Annotated in this window: 18 protein-coding genes; 4 read left to right on the top strand and 14 right to left on the bottom strand. The window is 59.5% G+C overall.

What is annotated here, in order from left to right:
• Window positions 1-2 precede the first annotated feature (2 nt).
• The 3 genes from AC1DIS_RS23865 to AC1DIS_RS23855 all read right to left on the bottom strand — a co-directional run bounded on the left by AC1DIS_RS23865 (window position 3) and on the right by AC1DIS_RS23855 (window position 2143).
• Complete coding sequence (locus tag AC1DIS_RS23865) at window positions 3-821, bottom strand: DeoR/GlpR family DNA-binding transcription regulator (protein WP_477781119.1); 819 nt, start codon at window positions 819-821, stop codon at window positions 3-5.
• Between the two features lie 111 nt (window positions 822-932).
• Window positions 933-1490, bottom strand: coding sequence for a hypothetical protein (locus tag AC1DIS_RS23860; RefSeq protein ID WP_064621261.1), 558 nt, complete (start codon window positions 1488-1490; stop codon window positions 933-935).
• A gap of 86 nt (window positions 1491-1576) precedes the next feature.
• Window positions 1577-2143 carry a methyl-accepting chemotaxis protein gene (locus AC1DIS_RS23855; protein ID WP_414868094.1) on the bottom strand — a complete coding sequence of 189 codons (567 nt, stop codon included), beginning with the start codon at window positions 2141-2143 and terminating at the stop codon, window positions 1577-1579.
• A gap of 1191 nt (window positions 2144-3334) precedes the next feature.
• Here AC1DIS_RS23855 and AC1DIS_RS23850 point away from each other — a divergent pair.
• The 4 genes from AC1DIS_RS23850 to AC1DIS_RS23835 are packed head-to-tail and all read left to right on the top strand — an operon-like array spanning window position 3335 to window position 7643.
• Entirely contained in the window at window positions 3335-4192 is an 858-nt protein-coding gene (locus AC1DIS_RS23850; RefSeq protein ID WP_477743204.1) for a sugar phosphate isomerase/epimerase family protein, read from the top strand.
• A complete protein-coding gene (locus AC1DIS_RS23845; protein WP_138867423.1) occupies window positions 4185-5234 on the top strand; it encodes an isopenicillin N synthase family dioxygenase in 1050 nt (349 codons plus the stop codon). Before AC1DIS_RS23850 ends, AC1DIS_RS23845 begins: the two co-directional genes overlap by 8 nt.
• 26 nt (window positions 5235-5260) lie before the next feature.
• Entirely contained in the window at window positions 5261-6058 is a 798-nt protein-coding gene (locus AC1DIS_RS23840) for a transporter substrate-binding domain-containing protein (protein WP_064617543.1), read from the top strand.
• A 49-nt stretch (window positions 6059-6107) separates the two neighbouring features.
• A complete protein-coding gene (locus AC1DIS_RS23835; RefSeq protein ID WP_138867424.1) occupies window positions 6108-7643 on the top strand; it encodes an amino acid ABC transporter permease/ATP-binding protein in 1536 nt (511 codons plus the stop codon).
• Between the two features lie 29 nt (window positions 7644-7672).
• Here AC1DIS_RS23835 and AC1DIS_RS23830 read toward each other — a convergent pair whose 3' ends face one another.
• The 11 genes from AC1DIS_RS23830 to AC1DIS_RS23780 form a co-directional block, all read right to left on the bottom strand.
• Window positions 7673-8437 carry a substrate-binding periplasmic protein gene (locus AC1DIS_RS23830; protein WP_064617548.1) on the bottom strand — a complete coding sequence of 255 codons (765 nt, stop codon included), beginning with the start codon at window positions 8435-8437 and terminating at the stop codon, window positions 7673-7675.
• Between the two features lie 216 nt (window positions 8438-8653).
• The gene (locus tag AC1DIS_RS23825) at window positions 8654-9631 is read right to left on the bottom strand and encodes a helix-turn-helix domain-containing protein (protein WP_138867425.1); all 978 of its coding nucleotides are present in this window, start codon (window positions 9629-9631) and stop codon (window positions 8654-8656) included.
• A gap of 88 nt (window positions 9632-9719) precedes the next feature.
• Window positions 9720-11198, bottom strand: a complete 1479-nt coding sequence (locus AC1DIS_RS23820; RefSeq protein ID WP_477743202.1) for an aldehyde dehydrogenase family protein — start codon at window positions 11196-11198, stop codon at window positions 9720-9722.
• A gap of 75 nt (window positions 11199-11273) precedes the next feature.
• Window positions 11274-12122, bottom strand: a complete 849-nt coding sequence (locus AC1DIS_RS23815) for a VOC family protein (protein ID WP_305409094.1) — start codon at window positions 12120-12122, stop codon at window positions 11274-11276.
• Window positions 12123-12146: 24 nt separating this feature from the next.
• Complete coding sequence (locus AC1DIS_RS23810; RefSeq protein ID WP_477743201.1) at window positions 12147-13793, bottom strand: bifunctional 3-(3-hydroxy-phenyl)propionate/3-hydroxycinnamic acid hydroxylase; 1647 nt, start codon at window positions 13791-13793, stop codon at window positions 12147-12149.
• Between the two features lie 24 nt (window positions 13794-13817).
• Window positions 13818-14639 carry an IclR family transcriptional regulator gene (locus tag AC1DIS_RS23805; RefSeq protein WP_477743200.1) on the bottom strand — a complete coding sequence of 274 codons (822 nt, stop codon included), beginning with the start codon at window positions 14637-14639 and terminating at the stop codon, window positions 13818-13820.
• Window positions 14640-14642: 3 nt separating this feature from the next.
• On the bottom strand, window positions 14643-15494 hold the full coding sequence (locus tag AC1DIS_RS23800) for a fumarylacetoacetate hydrolase family protein (RefSeq protein WP_028940727.1): 852 nt from the start codon (window positions 15492-15494) through the stop codon (window positions 14643-14645).
• 316 nt (window positions 15495-15810) lie between these two features.
• On the bottom strand, window positions 15811-17262 hold the full coding sequence (locus tag AC1DIS_RS23795; protein ID WP_477743235.1) for a carotenoid oxygenase family protein: 1452 nt from the start codon (window positions 17260-17262) through the stop codon (window positions 15811-15813).
• Window positions 17263-17324: 62 nt separating this feature from the next.
• Complete coding sequence (locus AC1DIS_RS23790) at window positions 17325-18506, bottom strand: MFS transporter (protein WP_477781118.1); 1182 nt, start codon at window positions 18504-18506, stop codon at window positions 17325-17327.
• Window positions 18507-18560: 54 nt separating this feature from the next.
• A complete protein-coding gene (locus AC1DIS_RS23785) occupies window positions 18561-19553 on the bottom strand; it encodes a SphA family protein (protein WP_477743198.1) in 993 nt (330 codons plus the stop codon).
• A gap of 221 nt (window positions 19554-19774) precedes the next feature.
• Window positions 19775-19970: BamA/TamA family outer membrane protein (locus AC1DIS_RS23780; RefSeq protein ID WP_477781117.1), on the bottom strand; the 196-nt coding region annotated here is incomplete at its 5' end.

Genomic DNA, 19970 nt, shown 5'->3' with positions numbered 1-19970 from the left:
CCTTACAGGTTGTTATCGGAAGGCAACAGCAGTTCGACACCCTGCTTGCGGATGCTATCGGCCGCGGCAGGGGTCAGTGCGTCGTCGCTGAGGATGATGTCGAACTGCTCGAGCCCGGCGATCCGGTACATGCTGAACGTGCCGTACTTCGAACTGCTGGCCACCAGCACCACWTGCGAGGCCGATTGCATCGCGACTTGCTTRACCTCCACCTTCAGCGCCGACGGCGTGGTGAGGCCGCGACGCAAATCCCAGGAGCTGGTGGAAATGAAAGCGATATCGGTGACGATCTGACGCAAGGTGGCCACCGCCAGACCGCCCACGCACGATTGATTCGAATGATCCAGTTGCCCGCCGGTGTGAATCACCGTGACATGGGGCGCATCGATCAGCGCCTGGACAATCCCGAAGTCGTTGGTCACCACGGTCATTCCCGACAGCGCCTTGATGTACGGGACGATTTCCAGTGTGCTGGTCCCCGCATCCAGATAAACCGTCATATCGGCATGCAGTAGCCGCGCGGCCAGCTTGGCCATCGCCTGCTTCTGCGGCAACTCGACCACCGCCTTGAACTGATGACTGGGCTCGCTGTGGAGCTGGCTGGCAATTCGCACGCCGCCAGTGACCGAGTAAGCACGGCCTTCCTGTTCAAGCAGCGCGATATCGCGGCGGATGGTCATGTGCGAGCAGTCGAACATTTCCATCAACTGATGAACGCTCAGCACCTGATGCTTGCGCAATTGGCGCAGCATCAATTCACGGCGCTGTTCAGGAATCATCGGTGCGCCGCTTTCGGCGGCGATGTCCYTTTGACTAGGCATTCTGGCTCCAGAGTGAAGAAATCCGCCGACAAGGAAAGCGGTGCAAACATAGTAGCGAATCTACGGTAAAGGAACGAGCTGTTGCGGATCTCTGTTCTGGTGACGGCAGCCTCAATCCAGATCCCGGCGGATAGCGTCCAGGCGTTCGTCGAGCAATGGGGTGAGGAGGGCATAGCACTGCGCCGGGGTGATGGACACGGTGGTTGTCCCGATCAGGCAGCGTTGCAGTTGTTCGAGCGCAGTGTGCAGCGAATGGGGAGCGTGCTTGAGCAAGCGTTCGTGCAGGTACTGCAATTGAATCAGCATTTCCAATGGGCAACTTCGATGGGCGGCGGCGCGTACCGACAGCCCGCGCAGTCGTCCCAGCTCTTCAAGTTCCCAGCAGCGCGCGGCGATGCTCGGGCGCGCCAGGCTGAGCGCACAGCGTTGCAGTTCGAGGTGCTGGATGGCGCCGAGCAGGTCCTGCAGCAATCGGCAATGGCCATCGAAATCCGCCGGGTCGCGACGTAACGCGCCCCAGGCCTGGCACTGTGCGGAATACGGCCACTCCCTCCAGCGTTGGTCGAGCGCGTGCCCCAATGCCTGGCAACGTTGTTGCGCCTCGCGGGTGACTTGTCCGCCGAGACCGCGATGTTGCTGTAATCCTTGCAGCAGGTCGAGACCCAGCAACAGCGCCAGCCTTAGTCCGGTGTCACCCTGTGGCAGACGGACTTGGCGGGACGGCCCATCGTCGAATGCTGTGGCGAGTGCTGGATTCATGGGCGGCTTCCGACGGTGAGCTGGTTGAGATAACGGGTCAGGTCGTGCAGCGCATTGGTTTGCGTGCTCTGTTCCTGCACCGCGCCATTGACCTGTTGCAACTGTTCGCTGAGGGCATGATTGGCTAGCTGATGCTCGCTGAGCGCCTGTTGCATGGCACCGAGGTGTTGCAGATTGCTCTGGCTATGTTGCGCCAGGTCGTCGAGGTTGGCGGCGAGCTGCTCGCTCTGTTCACTCCCGGCGGCCAGCAGATCGCGGTGTTCCTTGACCTCGCCATCCACCTGGCGCACAGCCATGGCGATCGCCGTCGCGGCGCTGGTGATTTCGTGGGTCGCCCGGTCGGTGGCCTGGGCCAGGCTGCGGACCTCATCGGCGACCACGGCAAAACCGCGCCCGTGCTCGCCGGCGCGGGCTGCCTCGATGGAGGCATTGAGCGCCAGCAACTGGGTCTGTTTGGCCAATGCCTGAATGCTGTTGACCGTGCTTTCCACGGCGGTCGTGCGCTGCAGCAACGCTTCCACGGCGTGTGCGGTATTGCCCAGGCGTTGTTGAATGGCGCGCATGCTGTCACCCACTGAGCGCGCTTCCAGGCAACCGGTTTCGCTCTGGGTGTGAGCGTTGGCGAAGGCTGCCAGCGCGCCCTTGGCCAAGGCATCGATGCTGTGCAGGGTCTGATCGATCTGTTCGCTGGCGGCGGCGATCATCGCGATGCGTTGGCTCTGTTCCTCTCCCTGGTCGCGGGCTTGCTGAGCCATCTGCTCCAGGGCACGGCTGGCGAACTGCACTTCGCTGCGCAAGCGTTCGTTGTTGCGCAGTTGCAGGCTGGCGGCCACCAGCAGCGTCGCGGGGTCGGCATCCTGGGAGCTGCGCAGCAGTTGTGCCAGTTCCGTGTCCCAGAATGTCTGCAGTTGGCGTTGATGACGCTCGCGAAGCTGCCAGGCGCATCCCAGGTACAGCACGCCAGGTATCAGGGCCAATGCGCTTGCGGGCTGTTCGGCCAGTGCGAGACCACAGGCGCCGAGGGCTAATCCGAGCGGTAGCCAGAAGCCGATCCTGCTGCGTTCGAGCAGGGCTCTGCCAGGTTCGAACAAGGCTTTGGCGAATGATGTGCCGGCCGGGTGCGATGTGCCGCCATCGCTGCGCAGATGAACGATGGCGTGACCCGGTGGGTGCATTCCTTGAGCGGACATGAGGATTTCCTTCTGATGCCGGGATGAAAGCAAAAACGGCGCACGCTCTCCTGCCGCAATGGGCAGGGGAGCGGACGCCGTTGTCCGAGATGTTTGCCAAACCATCGGTGTTGATGGCTCAAGCTTGAACAGAGCCCAAGCAAGTTGTTTGCCAGCCTTTGTGCTCGACAACAGATCAGCCTGTCACCCCGCGGTGGAAGGAGAATTGCACCTGATGGCTACAGGGTTGCGAAGGGCAATCAGATACACCACGGCAGCCGGACTCACGACTGCTTCGCAGCCGAACGCAGCCTCGCAAGCTCGACAGCTGCTACAGCGAGCGCAGGCTCGACAGCTGCTACGGATCGCATTGCGGCTTACACAACGCGAGAAAATCCGGCATCGTTAGTTCATGAATTTCTGAACTAACTATTTGCTGCAGCCTATTCAATCGCTTGTCGCCCTAGCCTTAGGATTCGTCACACGGGATCGCAGCCATCAGAGCCGCGGCCCGCAGCAACTTCTTTCGACTGCCCAGTAACGCCAGCCCAATAGCGGGTGGCCTGACGCAGCCGAGAGGAATGCATGAAGCTAGAAATTTTCCGCACGTTATGGGGCTATACCGCCAGCAAGGCGCAGGCCCTGGATGAACTGCTCACCGCCGGCTTCGATGGCCTCGAAGCGCGCCTGCCACTGCAGGCCGATGAGCGTGGCGAGTTCGGCGCTTTCCTGCGCAGTAATCAAGTTCCCTACATCTGCACACTGTTCAGTGCCTACGATGTATTGCCCGACCAGAACGCCACGCCCACCCAACACTTGGCCGACATTGATCGCAAACTGGGCTGGGCCTCGGAGCTGACCCCACGTTTCGTCAATCTGCTGGCAGGCAACGACCGCTGGCCRCAGGCATTGCAGGTCGAATTCTTCGGCCAGGCCATGGAACTGGCCGCCAGGCATGGCGTGTTCTGCAGTTTCGAGACCCATCGCGCCCGTTCCCTTTACAGCCCTTGGGTGACCCTGGAGCTGATCCGCCAACTGCCGGGCCTGCGTTTCACCAGTGACGTCAGCCACTGGGTGGTGTGCTGTGAGCGACTGTTGGACGATCCGGCCGACGATCTTTCGGCTTTCGTCGAACGCGTGCATCACATCCAGGCTCGGGTCGGCTACGACCAAGGCCCGCAAGTCCCCCATCCCGCCGCACCGGAATATGCCCGTGAACTGGCGTTCCATCAGCGCCACTGGGAGGCCGTCTGGACCTCTCAGCGCGAACGTGGCTACCCGGTCAGCACCTTGACCCCGGAGTTCGGTGCCGACGGTTATCTGCACCACTTGCCCTTCACCAACATGCCGGTGGCCGACCTCTGGACCTTGAACCAGTGGATGGCCCGGACCGAGCGCGAACACTTCGACCGTTTCACCCGTGAAGGAGCCCGCCATGCGTAGCACCTCGCCAACCCAGGCCAACTTCAACAGCATTCCGGTGGTGAACATCGCCGGACTCTTCAGCATCGAACTGGAGCACCGCCTGGCCGTGGCCGAGCAACTGGGCCGCGCCGCCAGCGATGTGGGCTTTCTGTACATCACCGGGCACGGCATCGATCCGGCGCTGATCGAGGGCCTGCGCCAGGCGGCCAGGGATTATTTTGCGCAACCGCTGGACGCCAAGATGCGCCACTACATCGGCGCCTCGGAAAGCCACAAGGGCTTCGTGCCCGAAGGCGAGGAGGTGTATTCCAAGGGCAAGCCGGATCACAAAGAAGCGTTCGATATCGGCTTCGAAGTGCCAGCGGATGACCCGCTGTTCCTCAACCGTACACCGCTGCTGGGGCCGAACCACTGGCCTGAGGTGCCGGGTTTCCAGAGCGCGGTACAGAACTACTATCAGGCGGTGTTCGCGCTAGGCCGCCGGCTGTTCGATGGCTTCGCCTTGGCCCTGGGGCTGGAGGAGGGGTACTTCGACGCGCTGGTGACTCGCCCGCCCTCCAAATTGCGGCTGATCCATTACCCCTTCGACGCCGATGTCGTCGACGCTCCGGGCATCGGCGCGCATACCGACTACGAGTGCTTCACCATCCTGCACGCCGATCAACCGGGGCTGGAGGTGCTCAATGATCAGGGGCAGTGGATTGATGCGCCGCCACTACCCGACGCGTTCGTGGTGAACATCGGCGACATGCTGGAAGTCATGACCGCGGGTGCCTTTGTGGCCACTGCCCACCGGGTGCGCAAGGTCGCGCAGGAGCGCTACAGCTTCCCGCTGTTCTACGCCTGCGACTATCACACGCTGATCAAGCCGCTGCCGGCATTCGCCAGGGATGACCGGGAGTACGAGGCGCTGGCGATTGGCGAACACATGTGGAGCCAGGCCTTACAGACCTACCAGTACCTGCGCAAACGCGTGGAGAACGGCGAGCTTGAGTTGCCGTCCCGGGCCCGAAAGCCATCGAGTTTCGGCCATCTGAAGAACACCACCTCTCATTCCTAAAAAAACAACCCACGGAGCTTCCCACCATGAAAATCCATTGCGCCTCGACCCGACTGAGCCTGCTCGCCGCCAGCCTGTTCTGCGCCAGCACCGCCTTCGCCAGCACCGCGACCCCCGGTGTGTTGAAAGTCGGTATGGAAATCACTTACCCGCCGTTCGAGTCCTACGACGCTGACAAGAATGTGGTCGGCTCTGATCCTGAGTTGGCCCACTCCCTGGCCAAGGCGATGAGCGTCAAGGCCAACTTCGTCGACACCAAGTTCCCAAATCTGATCAACGGCCTCAACGCCGGGCATTACGACGCGATCATTTCCGGCATGTACATCACCCCCGAGCGCCAGCTCCAGGCCCGCACTATCGCCTACGCCAATACCGGCGCGGCGATCATGGTGCCCAAGGGCAGTGAGTTGAGCCCGCAGGTTCCCGAGGACTTGTGCGGCCTGAAGATCGGCCTGGAGCAGGGCACCACCTGGGTCGCCAAGTTCAACCAGTTGTCCAGCGACTACTGCGTTCCGAACAACAAAGGCGCGATCACCGTCAACGAATACCCCTCGGCTCCCGAAGTGACGCAGGCGCTGCTGTCGAAGAACATCCAGGCCCAGGTGGAAATCGCCGGTGCCGCGCACATGATTGCCCAGCGCACCAACGGGCGGGTCGTGGTCAGCTCGCAGAAACTGGTTTACCCGCAGACCTTGGGCATCTACGTGAAAAAAGACGCCGAGGCAACCTATCAGGCGCTGGTCAAGGCCCTGGCTGACAGCAAAGCCAACGGCGAGTACGCCGCCATTCTCAAAAAGTACGACCTGGAACCGGTCTCCGAGTAATGGCTGAAGCCGCGCCCTCGGTCGAGGGCGCGGCGAGCACGAGGTGTCTATGCAATTCGACTGGTCTTACTTTATTTCGCTGTTCTCCAAGACTGACTTCTGGGCGGCGAGCCTGACCGTCATCGAACTGAGCGCCCTGGCCTGGTTCCTGGGGATGTTGCTGGGCTTCGTCCTGGCGTCAGCCAAGCTGTCCGGCTCGCCCTGGCTGCGCTTGCCGGCGTCACTCTACATCTGGTTCTTTCGCAGCATTCCGCTGCTGGTGCTGGTGGTCTTCATCTACAACCTGCCGCAGTTGCTGCCCGGTGCCGGGCCGGTGCTGTCGGTACCGTTCTATTCCGGCCTGTTGGCGCTGGTGGTCACTGAGGCCGCCTACATGGCCGAAATTCATCGTGGCGGACTGATCTCGGTCGCCAAGGGCCAGAAGGAAGCCGGCCGCGCCCTGGGTATCGGCCTGCTCGGCCTGCAACGGCTGATTGTGATTCCCCAGGCATTTCGTATCTCACTGCCGACCTTGATCAACGAATACATCACGGTGGTCAAACTGACGTCGTTGATCTCGGTGATTTCATTGACCGAACTGTTGACCGTCGGCCAGCGCCTGTATGCGCAGAACTTCCTGGTGATGGAAACCCTGGCGGCGGTGGGTGTGTACTACGTGCTGATCGTTACGCTGTTCGGCTTTGCCCTGCAGCGTCTGGAACGCTACCTGGACCTCAACCTGCGGACACCGCAAACCCTCGACAGCGCCTCGACACAAGCGCTGCGTGACAGTCTGGCGCCTGTTCTATCGAGCAAGCTCAAGCCGCCATCCAAAGGCGCCGCCCCGGCCCTGCAACTGCAGGGCGTGCACAAACGCTACGGCGATCATCATGTGCTCAAGGGCATCGACCTGAAGGTACAAAGTGGCCAGGTGATTTCGATCATCGGCCCGTCCGGCTCCGGCAAGACTTCGCTGATTCGTACGGTCAATGGCCTGGAGCGCATCGATCAGGGCGAAATCCTGTTGTTCGGCGAGGGCTTCATCAATGCCTGGGACAAACCGGATAGCCGTCGGATTCGTCAGGGCGTACGGCGCATCGGCATGGTGTTCCAGAGCTTCAACCTGTTCCCGCACCGCACACTGCTGGACAACATCAGCCTCGCTCCCCGTTATCACGGTGTCGGTCGTGTGTTGAGCGAGCAACGCGCCTGCCAGTTACTCGACAAGGTCGGCCTGTTGGCACACGTCCACAAATATCCGCATCAACTGTCCGGCGGCCAGCAACAACGCGTGGCGATTGCCCGGGCCATGGCCATGGACCCGGATATCCTGCTGTTCGACGAACCGACCTCGGCGCTGGATCCGGAGCTGGTCGGCGAAGTACTCGCGGTCATCAGCCACCTGGCCCGCGAAGGCATGACCCTGCTGATTGTCACCCACGAGATGGATTTTGCCCTGTCGATTTCCGACCGGGTGATCTTCATGGAAAACGGCCACATTCAGCTGGATGCCTCGCCACAGGCGATCCGCGAGCAGCCCGAGGCTCATAGAGTGCGGCGGTTCATGGGATTGCAGGTGCCAGAGGAGGAGGGATGCCTGCCTTGAATGGGTTTAGCCGTGTGCCCTCAGAATTCCTATGGCGACAAATAGCGCTTTTGTATGCGCGCCAGGGTGCCGTCATCGCGAAGCGTTTCAACCGCCGCACGCAAGTCTTGCACCAGTTGGGCGGAGCACTGCTTCGAGCAAGCCAGGTAGAGGTCCACACTGCTCATGACGGGGCTCATGTGCAGTGTATGTTCAGACACTTTCGGCCAGATGTATCGACTCTCCGGGACACCGTTGAACCAGGCATCGATGCGACCTTTCAAGAGCATCTGCGCGGGGTTGTCGCCAATGGTCAGGGGGTGGATCTGCTCGTCGCTGAAGCCTTGTTCACGGAGGATTTCCTCCTGCGCACTGCCCAGGCCGACGCCGATCCCCCGGTAGGTTTGTTTCGCTTGCTCGAAGCTGCTCACCGGCCGGTCAAGGCTGAAAAAAGCACGCTCCATGGGCATGATCGGCGCGATCCAGGTGAAGCGATCTTCACGTTCCTGCGTGCGTGACAAAGGGGCGATCAGGATGTCCTGAGTCTCGCTGACATGTTTCTGCGATCTGGCCCAGGGAAGCACATGGACATGCGCGACATATCCGGCGTTGGCAATGGCGGTCATCACGGCCTCGCCGACCATGCCGTGGCCTTTGGAGCCATCGACGAACGTCAGGGGTGGAGCGTCCGGGATATACAGTTCGAGCGGCAAGGGCGCGCCACTCGCGTGACAGGCAATCAGCAGCGAGATCGACAGGCACAACCTGCAAAGCGTCTTTGTACGGGCAGTTGAGATCCGTGAACTCCCGCTCATGGTTGATCATTCAGGCATTGAAAGTAGGGGGGAGCCACAATTCACCGGTGGTATTGATCACAGGGATGATGAGTCTGTTTTTGTATTGGATTCGGCATCGACGCCGTATTTTACGCAGACTTTGTGGCGGGACACATCTACCTCCCAAGTGAATGTGTTTTGCGGGGCCAGTACCTGTTGTGCACCCGCATCACAATGGGCGAGCAGCAGGTGGCGTCAGGATCGGGCCTGGGTATCGCGGAACAGCTTGGGCGACATGCCGAACGCCGATTTGAACTGTCTGCTGAAATGAGCACTGCTGCCATAGCCCCAGGCAAAGGCGATGTCGGTGAGTGAGCGATGGGCATGTTCCCGGCTGCGCAGATCTTCGGCGCAGCGCGACAGGCGCCGTTGCCAGATGTATTCGCTGATGCTGCAGCCGAGCTCCTCCTGAAAGGCGCGGTGCAAACTGCGCACCGAGCATTGCTCGACGCTGGCGATGCGCTCGATGGTCAGGTCGCGGTCGGCCAGGTGGCGCTCGATATACGCCTTGAGGCGGTTTTGCTTGAAGAAGCGGAAATCGTGTTCGAGTTGTTTTTCTTCCTGTTTGTTCTTCAGGGCGTTATCCAGAAGCCCCACGATGCTGTTGCCGATCAGTTCGGCCGAATGATTGTTGAGCAGTGGGTACTGGCTGTACGCATCACTGATCAGATGCATCAACATGCGGCCCAATCCATTGCGCCCGTTCAGGTGAACATCGCCCGCTTGCGGTGGCTGTCGGGCCGGCCCCTTGAAGAGCAGGATAAAATGTTCGCAACCTTGAGTGCTGGTGACGCTGAAGGGCTGGCCGCTGTCGACCAACAGCATCTCGTCAGGCGCTAATGCGCTGCAGTGCCGACCTTGTTCGAAATGACTGACGCCGGCGATCTGCAGAATCAGCATGCGCGGCGTATCGGGTGAGTCGACCGCTTTGCTCAGATGGCGTGAGTAGCGATGGGCACTGGCGGTCATGCGGCAGAAGCCGAGCTGACCCAGATCGCCATATTCCAGCCGACCTTGAAAGTTGCTGTTATGCAACGGGTCGATGAACGTCGATTCCAGACGCTTGATGTAGTCCGGCGTGCGACCCAAGTGATCGCTCATGAACTCTTTCCACTTCATCAGCCGGTCGGAGCGAACAACCTGATCGGTGGACACACAGGCTAAATGACTCATTTTTTCGCCTCTTTTCTTATTGTTTTTGTTGATTGGGCAAATGGGTCAACACTTGCCCAATTTTAGTCCGGTCAGTATCGATCAAGAATCAGAAAGGGTAGTGGTGGCTCCCCGGTTGCCAGGTGACCCAATGGGCGCGGGTGAATTCATCCAGGGCGTAGTGACCATTGAAACGCCCGAGGCCGGAGTTCTTTTCGCCGCCGAAGGGCGCATTGGGCTGGTCGTCGACGGTGATGTCGTTGATATGGGTCATCCCGGCCACGATGCCACGGGCAAAGTTCAAGCCTCGGGCCATGTCCCGGGTGAATACCGCGCTGGACAGGCCATATTCGCTGGCGTTGGCCAACTCCAACGCATGCGCTTCGTTTTCTGCGATCAGCAGCGGCAGCAACGGCCCGAAGGTTTCATCACGTGCCAGTTCCTGATCGATCCCGACTTCACCGAAGACATGCGCAGGCAACACCAACCCGGACGCTGGGCCGCCACACAACCGCTTGAGGCCCGCATTCTCGGCGGCATCGATTTTACGCAACAGGCCATCGAGCTGGTTCTGATTGACCACCGGCCCGATCACGGTGTCTGCGTGGGCCGGGTCGCCGGTCTTGAGCTTGCGCACTCGCTCCACCACCAGCGCGGTGAAGTCCGCATACAGCGAGCGGTCGACGATCACCCGGTTGACGCTCATGCAGATCTGGCCCTGATGCAGGAAACGCCCGACCACTGCTGCGTGCGCAGCTATATCAATATCCGCATCATCCAGGACCACCAGTGGAGCATTGCCGCCCAACTCCAGCGCAACGCGCTTGATGTGTTTGCCGCCAGTCGCAATCCGGCCGACATTGCGACCGACATCGGTTGAGCCGGTGAAGGAAATCAGGCTTGGCACCGGGTGTTCGACGAAGGCATCGCCGATCTCCGAACCTGCACCGACCACGACATTGAGCGAACCCTCCGGGAAGCCTGCGTCTTCGAACAAATGAGCAATCAGCAGGCCGCCTGTTACTGCCGTGTCGCTGGCGGGTTTAAGCACCACTGTGTTGCCAAGCGCGAGTGCCGGGACCACCGAACGCATGCTCAGGTACAACGGAAAATTCCATGGGCTGATCACCCCGACAACACCCAGCGGTTCACGGAAGACAAAGCTCTGTTCACCGGGCTTGTAGCTCGTCAGGATCCGTCCTTCAACCTGCATCGGCAACGTTGCGCACTCACGCACCAGGTTCAGGGTGAACTGCCATTCCATGCTCGCCTTGATGCGCGTGCTGCCGGACTCACGTATCAGCCAGTCGATGATTTCATCGCGGCGGTTCAGGATGACGTGAGCGAGTTTCTCCAGTTGCGCGCTGCGCTGTGTCGGATGCAGCTGTGCCCACGCTGTTTGCGCACGATATGCAGCCTGATAGGCATCGTCGAGATCGGCAATCGAGGCCAGTGGCATTTCCAGCAGTTGCTCGCCATTGAAGGGGTTACGGTCATCCAGGCGCCGCGAGGAACGACCTGTACGCCAGGTGCCATTGATGTATTGGTCGCCGTTGATGGCGTAGAGGGGCAAATGTTGAGTCGTCATAGTCTTACCTTTGGAGGCAGGTGGCCGCGTCGATTAAGGACATGGATGATGCAAAACCTTGTCTGAAGAATGTGCTCAGCTTCTGATCCAGGCGCGCCCCCAGGAATTGAGTGTGTACTCCTCCTGCGGCCAGACACCGGGTTGGCGGGCGGCATCGGTCATTTCGAGTTCGGCGGAAAACTCCAGGCGGTTGCGATCGGCATCGACGACCATAAAGAACAGATTGTTGCCCGGCCCATGCCGGCCGGGGCCGAAGAAAATGGTGATGCGTTCCTTGGCGAAGCGATCACCCCAGTCGCGGATATCATTCCATTCATTGGTTTCGTAGCAGTGGTGATCCCATTCGTTTTTCGAACCGCGGAAAAATGCCAGCGAATGATGTTCATCGTCCGAGCGCAGGAAGCACACCATGAGCTGGCCGGTCTGCTCGTCGACGACATTGTCCGATACCGTAAACCCGACCTTATTGACGTAGAAATCGATCATGGCTTCCAGTTCAGTGGTCTGGAATACCACGTGCTGCAAGCGGCCCGGCATGCCTTGACGGTCGACACCGGGATCAATGCGGGACACGCCAAATATCGTTTGTCGGCCTTGAGGGTCACGAAGCACAAAGGCATCCGGTTCGAGCAACGGCGAGTCGATGTCTTCGACAGCACAGCCGTTCTCGTTCAGGCGGGCGCGCAGTTCTCCCAGCCGAGCCTGATCGCCCAGGTCATAGGCCGCCGCAAGCAGGCCGCTGTGATCGGCGGGCGACACGAGCATGGCGCGTTGCGGGCCACTGAGTATCCAGCTGCCATCGGGCTGTGCCAGGCCTTCCATGTCCAGCATGCGCCGGTAGAAATCGATTTGTCGTTGCGGCTCTTTGCTCGCCAGATGCAGGTAGCACAGGCGTGCAGGGGTGCAGGTCTGTAGGGTTTGCATAAACACCTCCGTGGCTTTAAGAATTCAGGGAAAGACTGGCGCGATGCTTGATTCGGCTTTTTGGTTTCGCGCCTGTGCGATGCCGAACAGCAACTGCAAAGATTCGGCAGCCTTTGTTTCGCCGGCCTTATCGAAAATGGCGGCGATATAGCGATCCGGGCGCAGCAGCAAGAACGTGTTTGAATCGCCCAGTATTTCTTTGAGCAAACCCTGGCGGTCATGAAGCACCGTGCAGCCAGGCATCGAAGGCATGTTTTTGACAGGCTCGGGAAGGATCAGAATGCGCTTGGCTTCGAGGTGGAACCACAAGCCATGCTGGAGTTCGTCGATGCGTTGGCGGCTGTGGTCGCCGTACTGAATCAAGGCGAAGCCGGCACCGATCGAGTCATCGAGCAGAATTTCCTGGCCTTGAGCATCGGTGAGCATCGGTTGAGGGAACATGTGTCCGCAGGACAGTTTCCCGGCTTTACCTTCGGTCAGTACCAGCCCTTTGGTGAATCGGGGTTTAGGCTTGAAGCGCATTTGCAGGAAATAGTCCCGCAACGGCGGCAGCAGGCCGATCAAAGCAAATGCACCGCTGATCAAATGAGCGCGCAAGACAGTTGCCGGCGCCATGACCACGCCGAGGTTCAAGGCCAGTCTGATCAATGCCCAGGCGTGATCGCGACGCTCGCTTTCGTAAGACAGTAGAGCCGTTTCAGCCATTTTGCCCTTCAGCACGCCGATCAGTTTCCAGGCCAGGTTATGGGCATCGCGAACACCGCTGTTCATGCCCTGTCCGGCATAGGGAGGGGTCAGATGCGCGGCATCGCCGGCGAGAAACACGCGGTTCACTTGCCACCGTTCGGCAACCCGGGCGTGGAAGGTATAAACGGTCTTGCGCACGATGGACGCCGGGGTGTTGCCCTTGAAGGGATAAAGTAACGCTTGCAGGCGAGCATCGCCGAGTACCTGCTCATCGGTTTCGTCCGGCTTGAGCAGAAACTCGAAGCGGCGTGTGCGGTGGGGGCCGGGTACTTCAACGACGGGACGGCGTGCATCGCAGTACACACGTGTTTGCCAGAACGGATCGTCATCCTGATCAGTGTCGACCACCAGCCAGCGCGAGGAGAAGCTCGAGCCAACCATCTCGATTCCGAGTTGCTTGCGCACCGGGCTACGACCACCGTCGCAGGCGACCAGATAGGCCGCATGGACTTCGACAGTTTCGCCGTCTGCGTCACGGATCAGTGCGCGCACGCCATGCTTATCCTGACTGAATTCCAGCAGCTCATGGCTGAACCGTGCCTTCAGGTTGGCAAAGCGCTCGAGGCCCATTTTCAGGGTGTGTTCAAACAGTGGCTGGCGAAATGCATTGCGCTTGGGGAACCCATACAACTTGCCGGTGGGCTCGACTTTGCCGAAGCAGCGGCCACCGGGCCGAGTGAAGTAGTGCACGCCATAGCCCGGCACTACATCTCGCAACACGGCTTCATCCAGTCCGACGGCCTGCATGGTGCGCAAGGATTCGTCATCGATCGAAACGGCCCGCGGCTCGGTCACGGTGTCCGGCTTGCGATCAATGATCAAGGTGTCCACATCGGCTTGGCCAAGCAAGTTGGCCAGGGTCAGCCCGGTGGGCCCGGCGCCGATGATCAAGACGTGTGTACTGATTTTTTTGAGGGGTGTCATTGTTGTTGTTCCCTTCCGGATGGCTCAGTCCAATGGCTTGGGGCGGTTGGCGAGTGCAGCCATGAGTTGCGACAGGTTGTGCGCCAGGGCGAGGACCTGCTGTCCTTGCTGTTCTTCCTGAGTGCTGTCACGTTCCTGAATCGGGCGCACGCAGCTGATGCTGCCGACGACTTTGCCATCGCCATCGAAGATCGGAGCGGCGAGGCCATAGACGCCAGCGTCGACTTCGCCGGCGCTGGCCACATAGCCCTGATGACGAAGACGCTGCAGCGAGCGGCGGAACTGTTCCCAGGTCTGACCAAGGTTGCTGGCGCGCACCTCATCGGGGTTTTCCAGGAAGAGTTGGCTGTGTTGACGCGAGGTCATGTTGGCGAGGATGGCCTTGGAGGTCGCCCCCAGGAACAACGGCCTCGGTGAGCCGCGTGAGTAGCTGACCTCGCTGAACAAATCGCCGTATTGATGAATGCAGACCACCTGGTCCTTGAACAGGCGGCAGATCAGCCAGATCTGCTGCTCGCTCCAGCGTGGGAGGCTTGGCTCCAATGATTGTGCGGCGCGCACCAAAGGGTCGCTCAGTCGCAACTGACGGTCCCAGGTAATGATTCTCGCGCCCAGGGCGTAACGTCCGGCCCCGACCTGAAACAACAAGTTGGCCTCGGCCAGTTCGCGCACATAGCGGTAGATGGTTGAACGGGTAAACCCCAATGCACCGCCCATGTCATCGACAGCCCAGATCGGACTCTCTTCGGTAAACAGATCGAGTACCCGCAGCATGCGCTCCAGGCTRGAACCTTTACTGTCGATATCCTGCGCCGGCAATTGTTCTGATTCGCGTAGTGTGGCCATGGCTTACTGCTCGTCGACGATGCTGTTGCGCAGGATGCCGATTCGCGAAATTTCGATCTCGACTTCATCGCCCGGTTTCATCCATACCGGCGGTTCACGGAACGCGCCGACGCCGCCGGTGGTGCCGCTGACAATCACATCGCCGGGGGCCAGTTCGGTGAAGGTGGAGCAATATTCGATCAGCGCGCGGACATCGAAAATCATGTCGCTGGTGCTGGTGTGCTGCATGACTTCGCCATTGAGGCGGGTAGTCAGTTCCAGGTCCTGCGGATCGCCGATCTCGTCGCGGGTGACCAGCCAAGGTCCAAAGCCGCCGGTGTTCGGGAAGTTCTTGCCCGGCACGAATTGAATGGTGTGTTTCTGCCAGTCGCGGACACTGCCGTCGTTGTAGCAGGCGTAACCGGCGACATAGTCCAGCGCGTCGGCTTGCTTGACGTGACGCGCCGGTTTGCCGATCACCACCGCCAGCTCGCCTTCAAAATCAAGCTTGTGCGAGGCCTTCGGGCGAACGATGGGTTGCAGGTGGGCAGTCTGGCTGTCAGCGAAACGAGTGAAAATCATCGGGTAGGTCGGCATCTCACGACCGGTTTCACGTACGTGTGTGGCGTAGTTGATGCCAATGCACAGCACTTTGCCCGGGTTCGGGATGACGGGTAGAAAAGTTACTTCAGCCAATGGGATACGAGGCTGGCTCGCGAGGACCTCGTGGCTCAGTTCGGCCAGGCGATTGTTGGCGATAGCCTGCTTGAGATCGGTGCCGAAGGTTTGCTTGACCGACTCCAGATCGATGACATGCTCGCCATCGACGACGCCGTAGGTGCTACGGCCTTGAACAATAAAGCTCGCGAGTTTCATTGAGTGCTCCTTGATAGAGGATCAGCGCATGCGCAGGGAGCAAAGAAGCTCGGCACTGCTCATGCAGCTATGGCGGCAGGTAAGCCGCGGCGGTTGAGGTTCAATCTAGTTGTGGAGATTAATCCTGTAAAGCAGGATTTATTAAAAATCCCAAAATGCAGGAATTATGCTTTTTTATGTATTTTTGGCAGCATTTTGCCGACCCTCCGGAACAGGCAATACGAGACAGTGAAGTGTTTGGAAGGTCAGGGCAGGGGCCGTATCCCGGCCTGGTGAATCACAGGCTTCCTGTCATTTCAGTGGGCCGCCCATGGTTTCATTGTTTGCTCGGCACCCAGCAACCATGCAGCGACATGCGCATCCGGAACGGCACTTTGATTCGTGCAATGGGGCCATTCTCCATGTCACGAGAATCCAGAACTACAAGCTCGCTGCGACCGTCCGCGATGTGATTGAGAACGGAAACGACGTAGCCATCCGCCTCCTGCGCATCAGGGGAGCGCGGAATGAAAATGGGCTCCTGGAAGCATCCGCTGTCACCGGGAAACCAGGTATCGGTGGTGCCTGTTTTCAGGTTCACATGGGCCAGCAGATTGAAGAATTGAAACGGAATCGGCCCATTCGCCGGGTTGTACGGGCGCTCAGGATCGAACGCGAGCACAAAGCCGTGCTCATATTTCCGACCGATGTAGCGGTCATCGCACCTTGGGAATTCGCAGGGGTAATCCGTCAATGGCTGCGGTTGAATGTCCTCCTGCGTGCTGGTCAGGTCGAAGGTCCAGCGCATCAGGCTGGCCGCCAGTGTTTCGGGTGGCGGGACATGACCGTCGGCCTGGGGAAAGAAGTAAAAGATATTCCCGCCGGTGACCGGCATGTCTACGTAAACCTTGTCGCCCTCATCGAACGCGTTGAGCGTATGGCCCTGGAAACCGTCCTTGGGGCCCTTGAACCATCGAACGTCCTCCGCGCGCCCATTGCGTGGTACGACGGCGAAGAGCTGAGGCAGATCGGGTTGCCATTGGAAATGCTGGCCACCTTTCTTCATACGCTCGAGGTCGGTCGTCAACGGAATCAGCGGGAACACCACGTAGTGTTCAGTCACCGCGAAATCATGAACCATGGCCGCGTACGGCGCCTGGAACCAGATTTGGTGCAACARCTTTCCGTCGGGCGACAGTTCGAAATAGGCCAGGTCAGGTGTGCCGTCACCTTTGGCTTCGTAGCTGAAGGCCAAGAGGTTTCCTGTTACCGGGTCGAGCTTGGGGTGGGCGGTGAACGTCGCTGATTCGATCTGCCCGTCAAAATGCCACTCGCCGAGGGTTTCCAGTGTTTCAAGATCCATTGCCCAGGGCATGGCATCTTCTTTGAGTGCAAGCAGCACACCGTTATGAGCGACAACGCTGGTATTGGCGGTGGTGTTGTTCTTCGCCGCCAGTGGATCATTGGTGTAGACGTTGCGATAGATTCCATTGAGCGAGCGACCTTCGCGGCGCTGAGCCATCAACCGGTCGGTTATTACGTAGCGACGTCGCATCGACACCTTGCCATCGGCAAAGTAGAACGCGCTGACCATTCCGTCGCCATTGAAGAAAATATCCGAGCCCAGCATCGGCGGGTATTGCGGGTCTGGCGCAACCTGATAAAAAGCGCCACGGATCGAAGCGGGAAGGGTGCCTTCAATCTCCAGGTCGAACACCTCGGCTTCTATCCGACTGGGTGCATAGAGCGCGCCGGAAAATTCAGGGGTTTGGGGAAACGGGGTGGTCATCGGCATAACCTCTGAAGATGGGTATCGATTGTTCATTGACGGGGTTCCTGTTTGATATCAGGTCAGGTCGACTGAGGCGACAGTGCTGTTGCGCAAGGCTTCGCGTCACGACGAAAACGTGCAACGAGCAGACACGAGATAAGCAGGGCTGTCAGGTAGGCCGAGGCCGCCAGCCATCCGACGGCGCGGAACTGTCCTTCGCCTACCACGAGTGCCGCGCCAAACGGGCCGAGCCCCTGACCAACGAAAATCGCGGCGTTACCCAGCCCGGCCAGTCGGCCGGAAGGGTCCAGCTCGGCCGCCATAGACAGTAAGTAAGGCAGACTGAAAAACCATACTGCATGGATCAGGCAGGCAGTGACTGCAAACGCGACAGGGGTATTGCCATAGACCATGACCAGAGTCGCAATCAGCGCCGTGCCGAAGCTCAGTAGTTGCGGAAACAGCAACCCAAGGCGTCTGCCGATAAGTCCGGCCAGTGCCGCTCCAAGGGCACCGGCAAGGATGCTGCCCCCCAGTATTGCACCGATCTGTTGCGGTTCCAGGCCAATGCTTTTACCGATGCGCTCTTGGTAAACCCACAGTGCGGAATGGCCAAAAAACAGCAGCGTAAAAAGCATCAGCAGTAAGATCGATGTGAGCCCGAAAGGCGGGATCGAGCCGCTCGCTGCCCGATGTGCCTCGGGGTAGCTCCTCGGCACTCTCCAGCTACCAACCATCGCCAGGGCACTGGCGATGGCCAAGAGATAAAACGCCCCGGCCACGCCGAATGATTTCAGAATCACCGGCATGGAACTCACGAGCAGCATCCCCCAGAGCAGGTTGCCGATGTTTATCACCGCGAACGTCGAATCCTTGGATGTGCGCAGGGCTGCGGTGGCGTAGACAACGGCCATGACCGCGCCACCGCTTGCGCCGCATATCATTCGGCAGATCAGTAGCAACCCCTGGTTATGCAGTTGAGCACTGGCCAGATTGCCAAGTACCAGCATCAGCAAGGCAATCAGGGCAAAGCGACGCCGGTCGACGCTGGCCATCAACATGGCGCAAACGCCGCAGGCGACGGYCATCGCAATCAGTTCTGCCGCAAAAATGGCGCCGATGGCATTCAGCGGCAAACCGAGTTGGTCGATAAAGGCTCCGCCCAGAATAGGCTGGATTTGCAACGTCCCTAAGGAAATGACCATCATCAGGCAGATAGCGGCCAATGATTTTTTACTGTCAATGGAGTCGAGCGCGTTCATGAAACATCACCTCGGGTAAAAGGGCCCGCTCATGCACGAGTGGGCGCACATCGGTCAGAATGTGTGGGCGTATCGGATCTGGACGGCGTAATCCGTTTGCGCGCGGTTCTCGACACCGGTCTCTTTATAGGTGTTCAACCAGAAGCCCTGGCCATCGCTGATTTTCCAGAACAGGCCCGGGCCAATGCCCAACACCTTTTCCCGAGAGTTGCTCAGCCGACCTCCGTTAACCTCGTCATCTGATATTTGCCTGAAGTAGTACCCGTTGATCCCGACGGATACGTTGGGGACCACTTCATACGAGGCCGTGAAGTTGGCCCACGCCGATTGTCCTGCCCGGGTGTCGCGCACAGGCTGGCCCTCGAAAAGTTGCGTCGAACTGCTCGCCGGATCGTTGTTCTTGAAGTTGTACAGGTAGTGCAGCCTCCAGCTCACTTCCCAACGAGGCGCCGGCATCCAGGTTGCGGCCCAGTAGGGGTTCAGAGAGAAGTAGTTGGAGCCTGGATTCAGGTCTTTATGTTTATCGTATTTGCCGGTTGGAAGGATGGTGTCGAAAGCCAGACGCTGCACAAACACGGGCCTGCCGTGGGTGTCGACGATCGGGTCGAACTGGATCTGCGGCCCTACCGTGACATCACCAAGCCCTGTGCCGTTATCCTGGAGCTTGGCACCGTTGTCGCCAAAGTCACCGTCCAGGGAGATGATGGGCACCAATAAGCTCCAGCCCAGGTGTGCACCACCGCCGATGGTGTCGGGTGAGTAATAGCTCAGTTGGTTGATCAGCGAGATGACGTTGATCTTCGGATTGTCGAAGGCGCCATTATCCTTGCCTGCATTGTCCCTGATGCTGCGTGCGGTGCTGAATTTCAGATAGGTCAGGTGGGACAGACCGGGCGGCCCCGCGAAACCGTCGTAGAAACTGGTGCCGCCCAGATTGATACCGCTGGGTTCACTCACCGACGGTGGTGGAGGGCCCTCTGCTGCGGGTACGGCAAGCGATGCGAAGCTGAGTGCCAGGCATACTGGCAGGGATTTTTTCAGGCTCATCGAAGTGGCTCTATTCTTGGAATTGTGAGCCGGGGTAGCTCCCCTGGCACTTCGACTTTAATTCCCGGACGTTCGTGATGCTTGAGCACAGCGGCCAGAGTTGACTGAGAGCGCCATGATGCAAGGGGGGCAGCGCGAAACCTGTGGGGGGCGGGCTTGTCCCACATTCTGCACATCGTGTCAGTGCGCCAACGAAGTGGAATGCTTGCGGACTCACCGGTTCAAAAAGTCTGCCCCATGGAGAACTGGAACACTTGCGTATCAGCGTTCTCAGGCTTTTTGACCGGGAAGGCCAGGTTGAAACTCAACGGTCCCATCGGGCTGTACCACGTGACGCCGACTCCCACGGAACTGGCCAGTTGACCGAGGTCGACACCGTCGCAACCCTGGGTGGTGCTCAGGTAGCACTTGTTGGAG

It is taken from the genome of Pseudomonas sp. 05N433, assembly GCF_056396925.1.
Note: the sequence above shows the minus strand (reverse complement) of the source record. Positions and strands in the feature narration are given on the sequence as shown.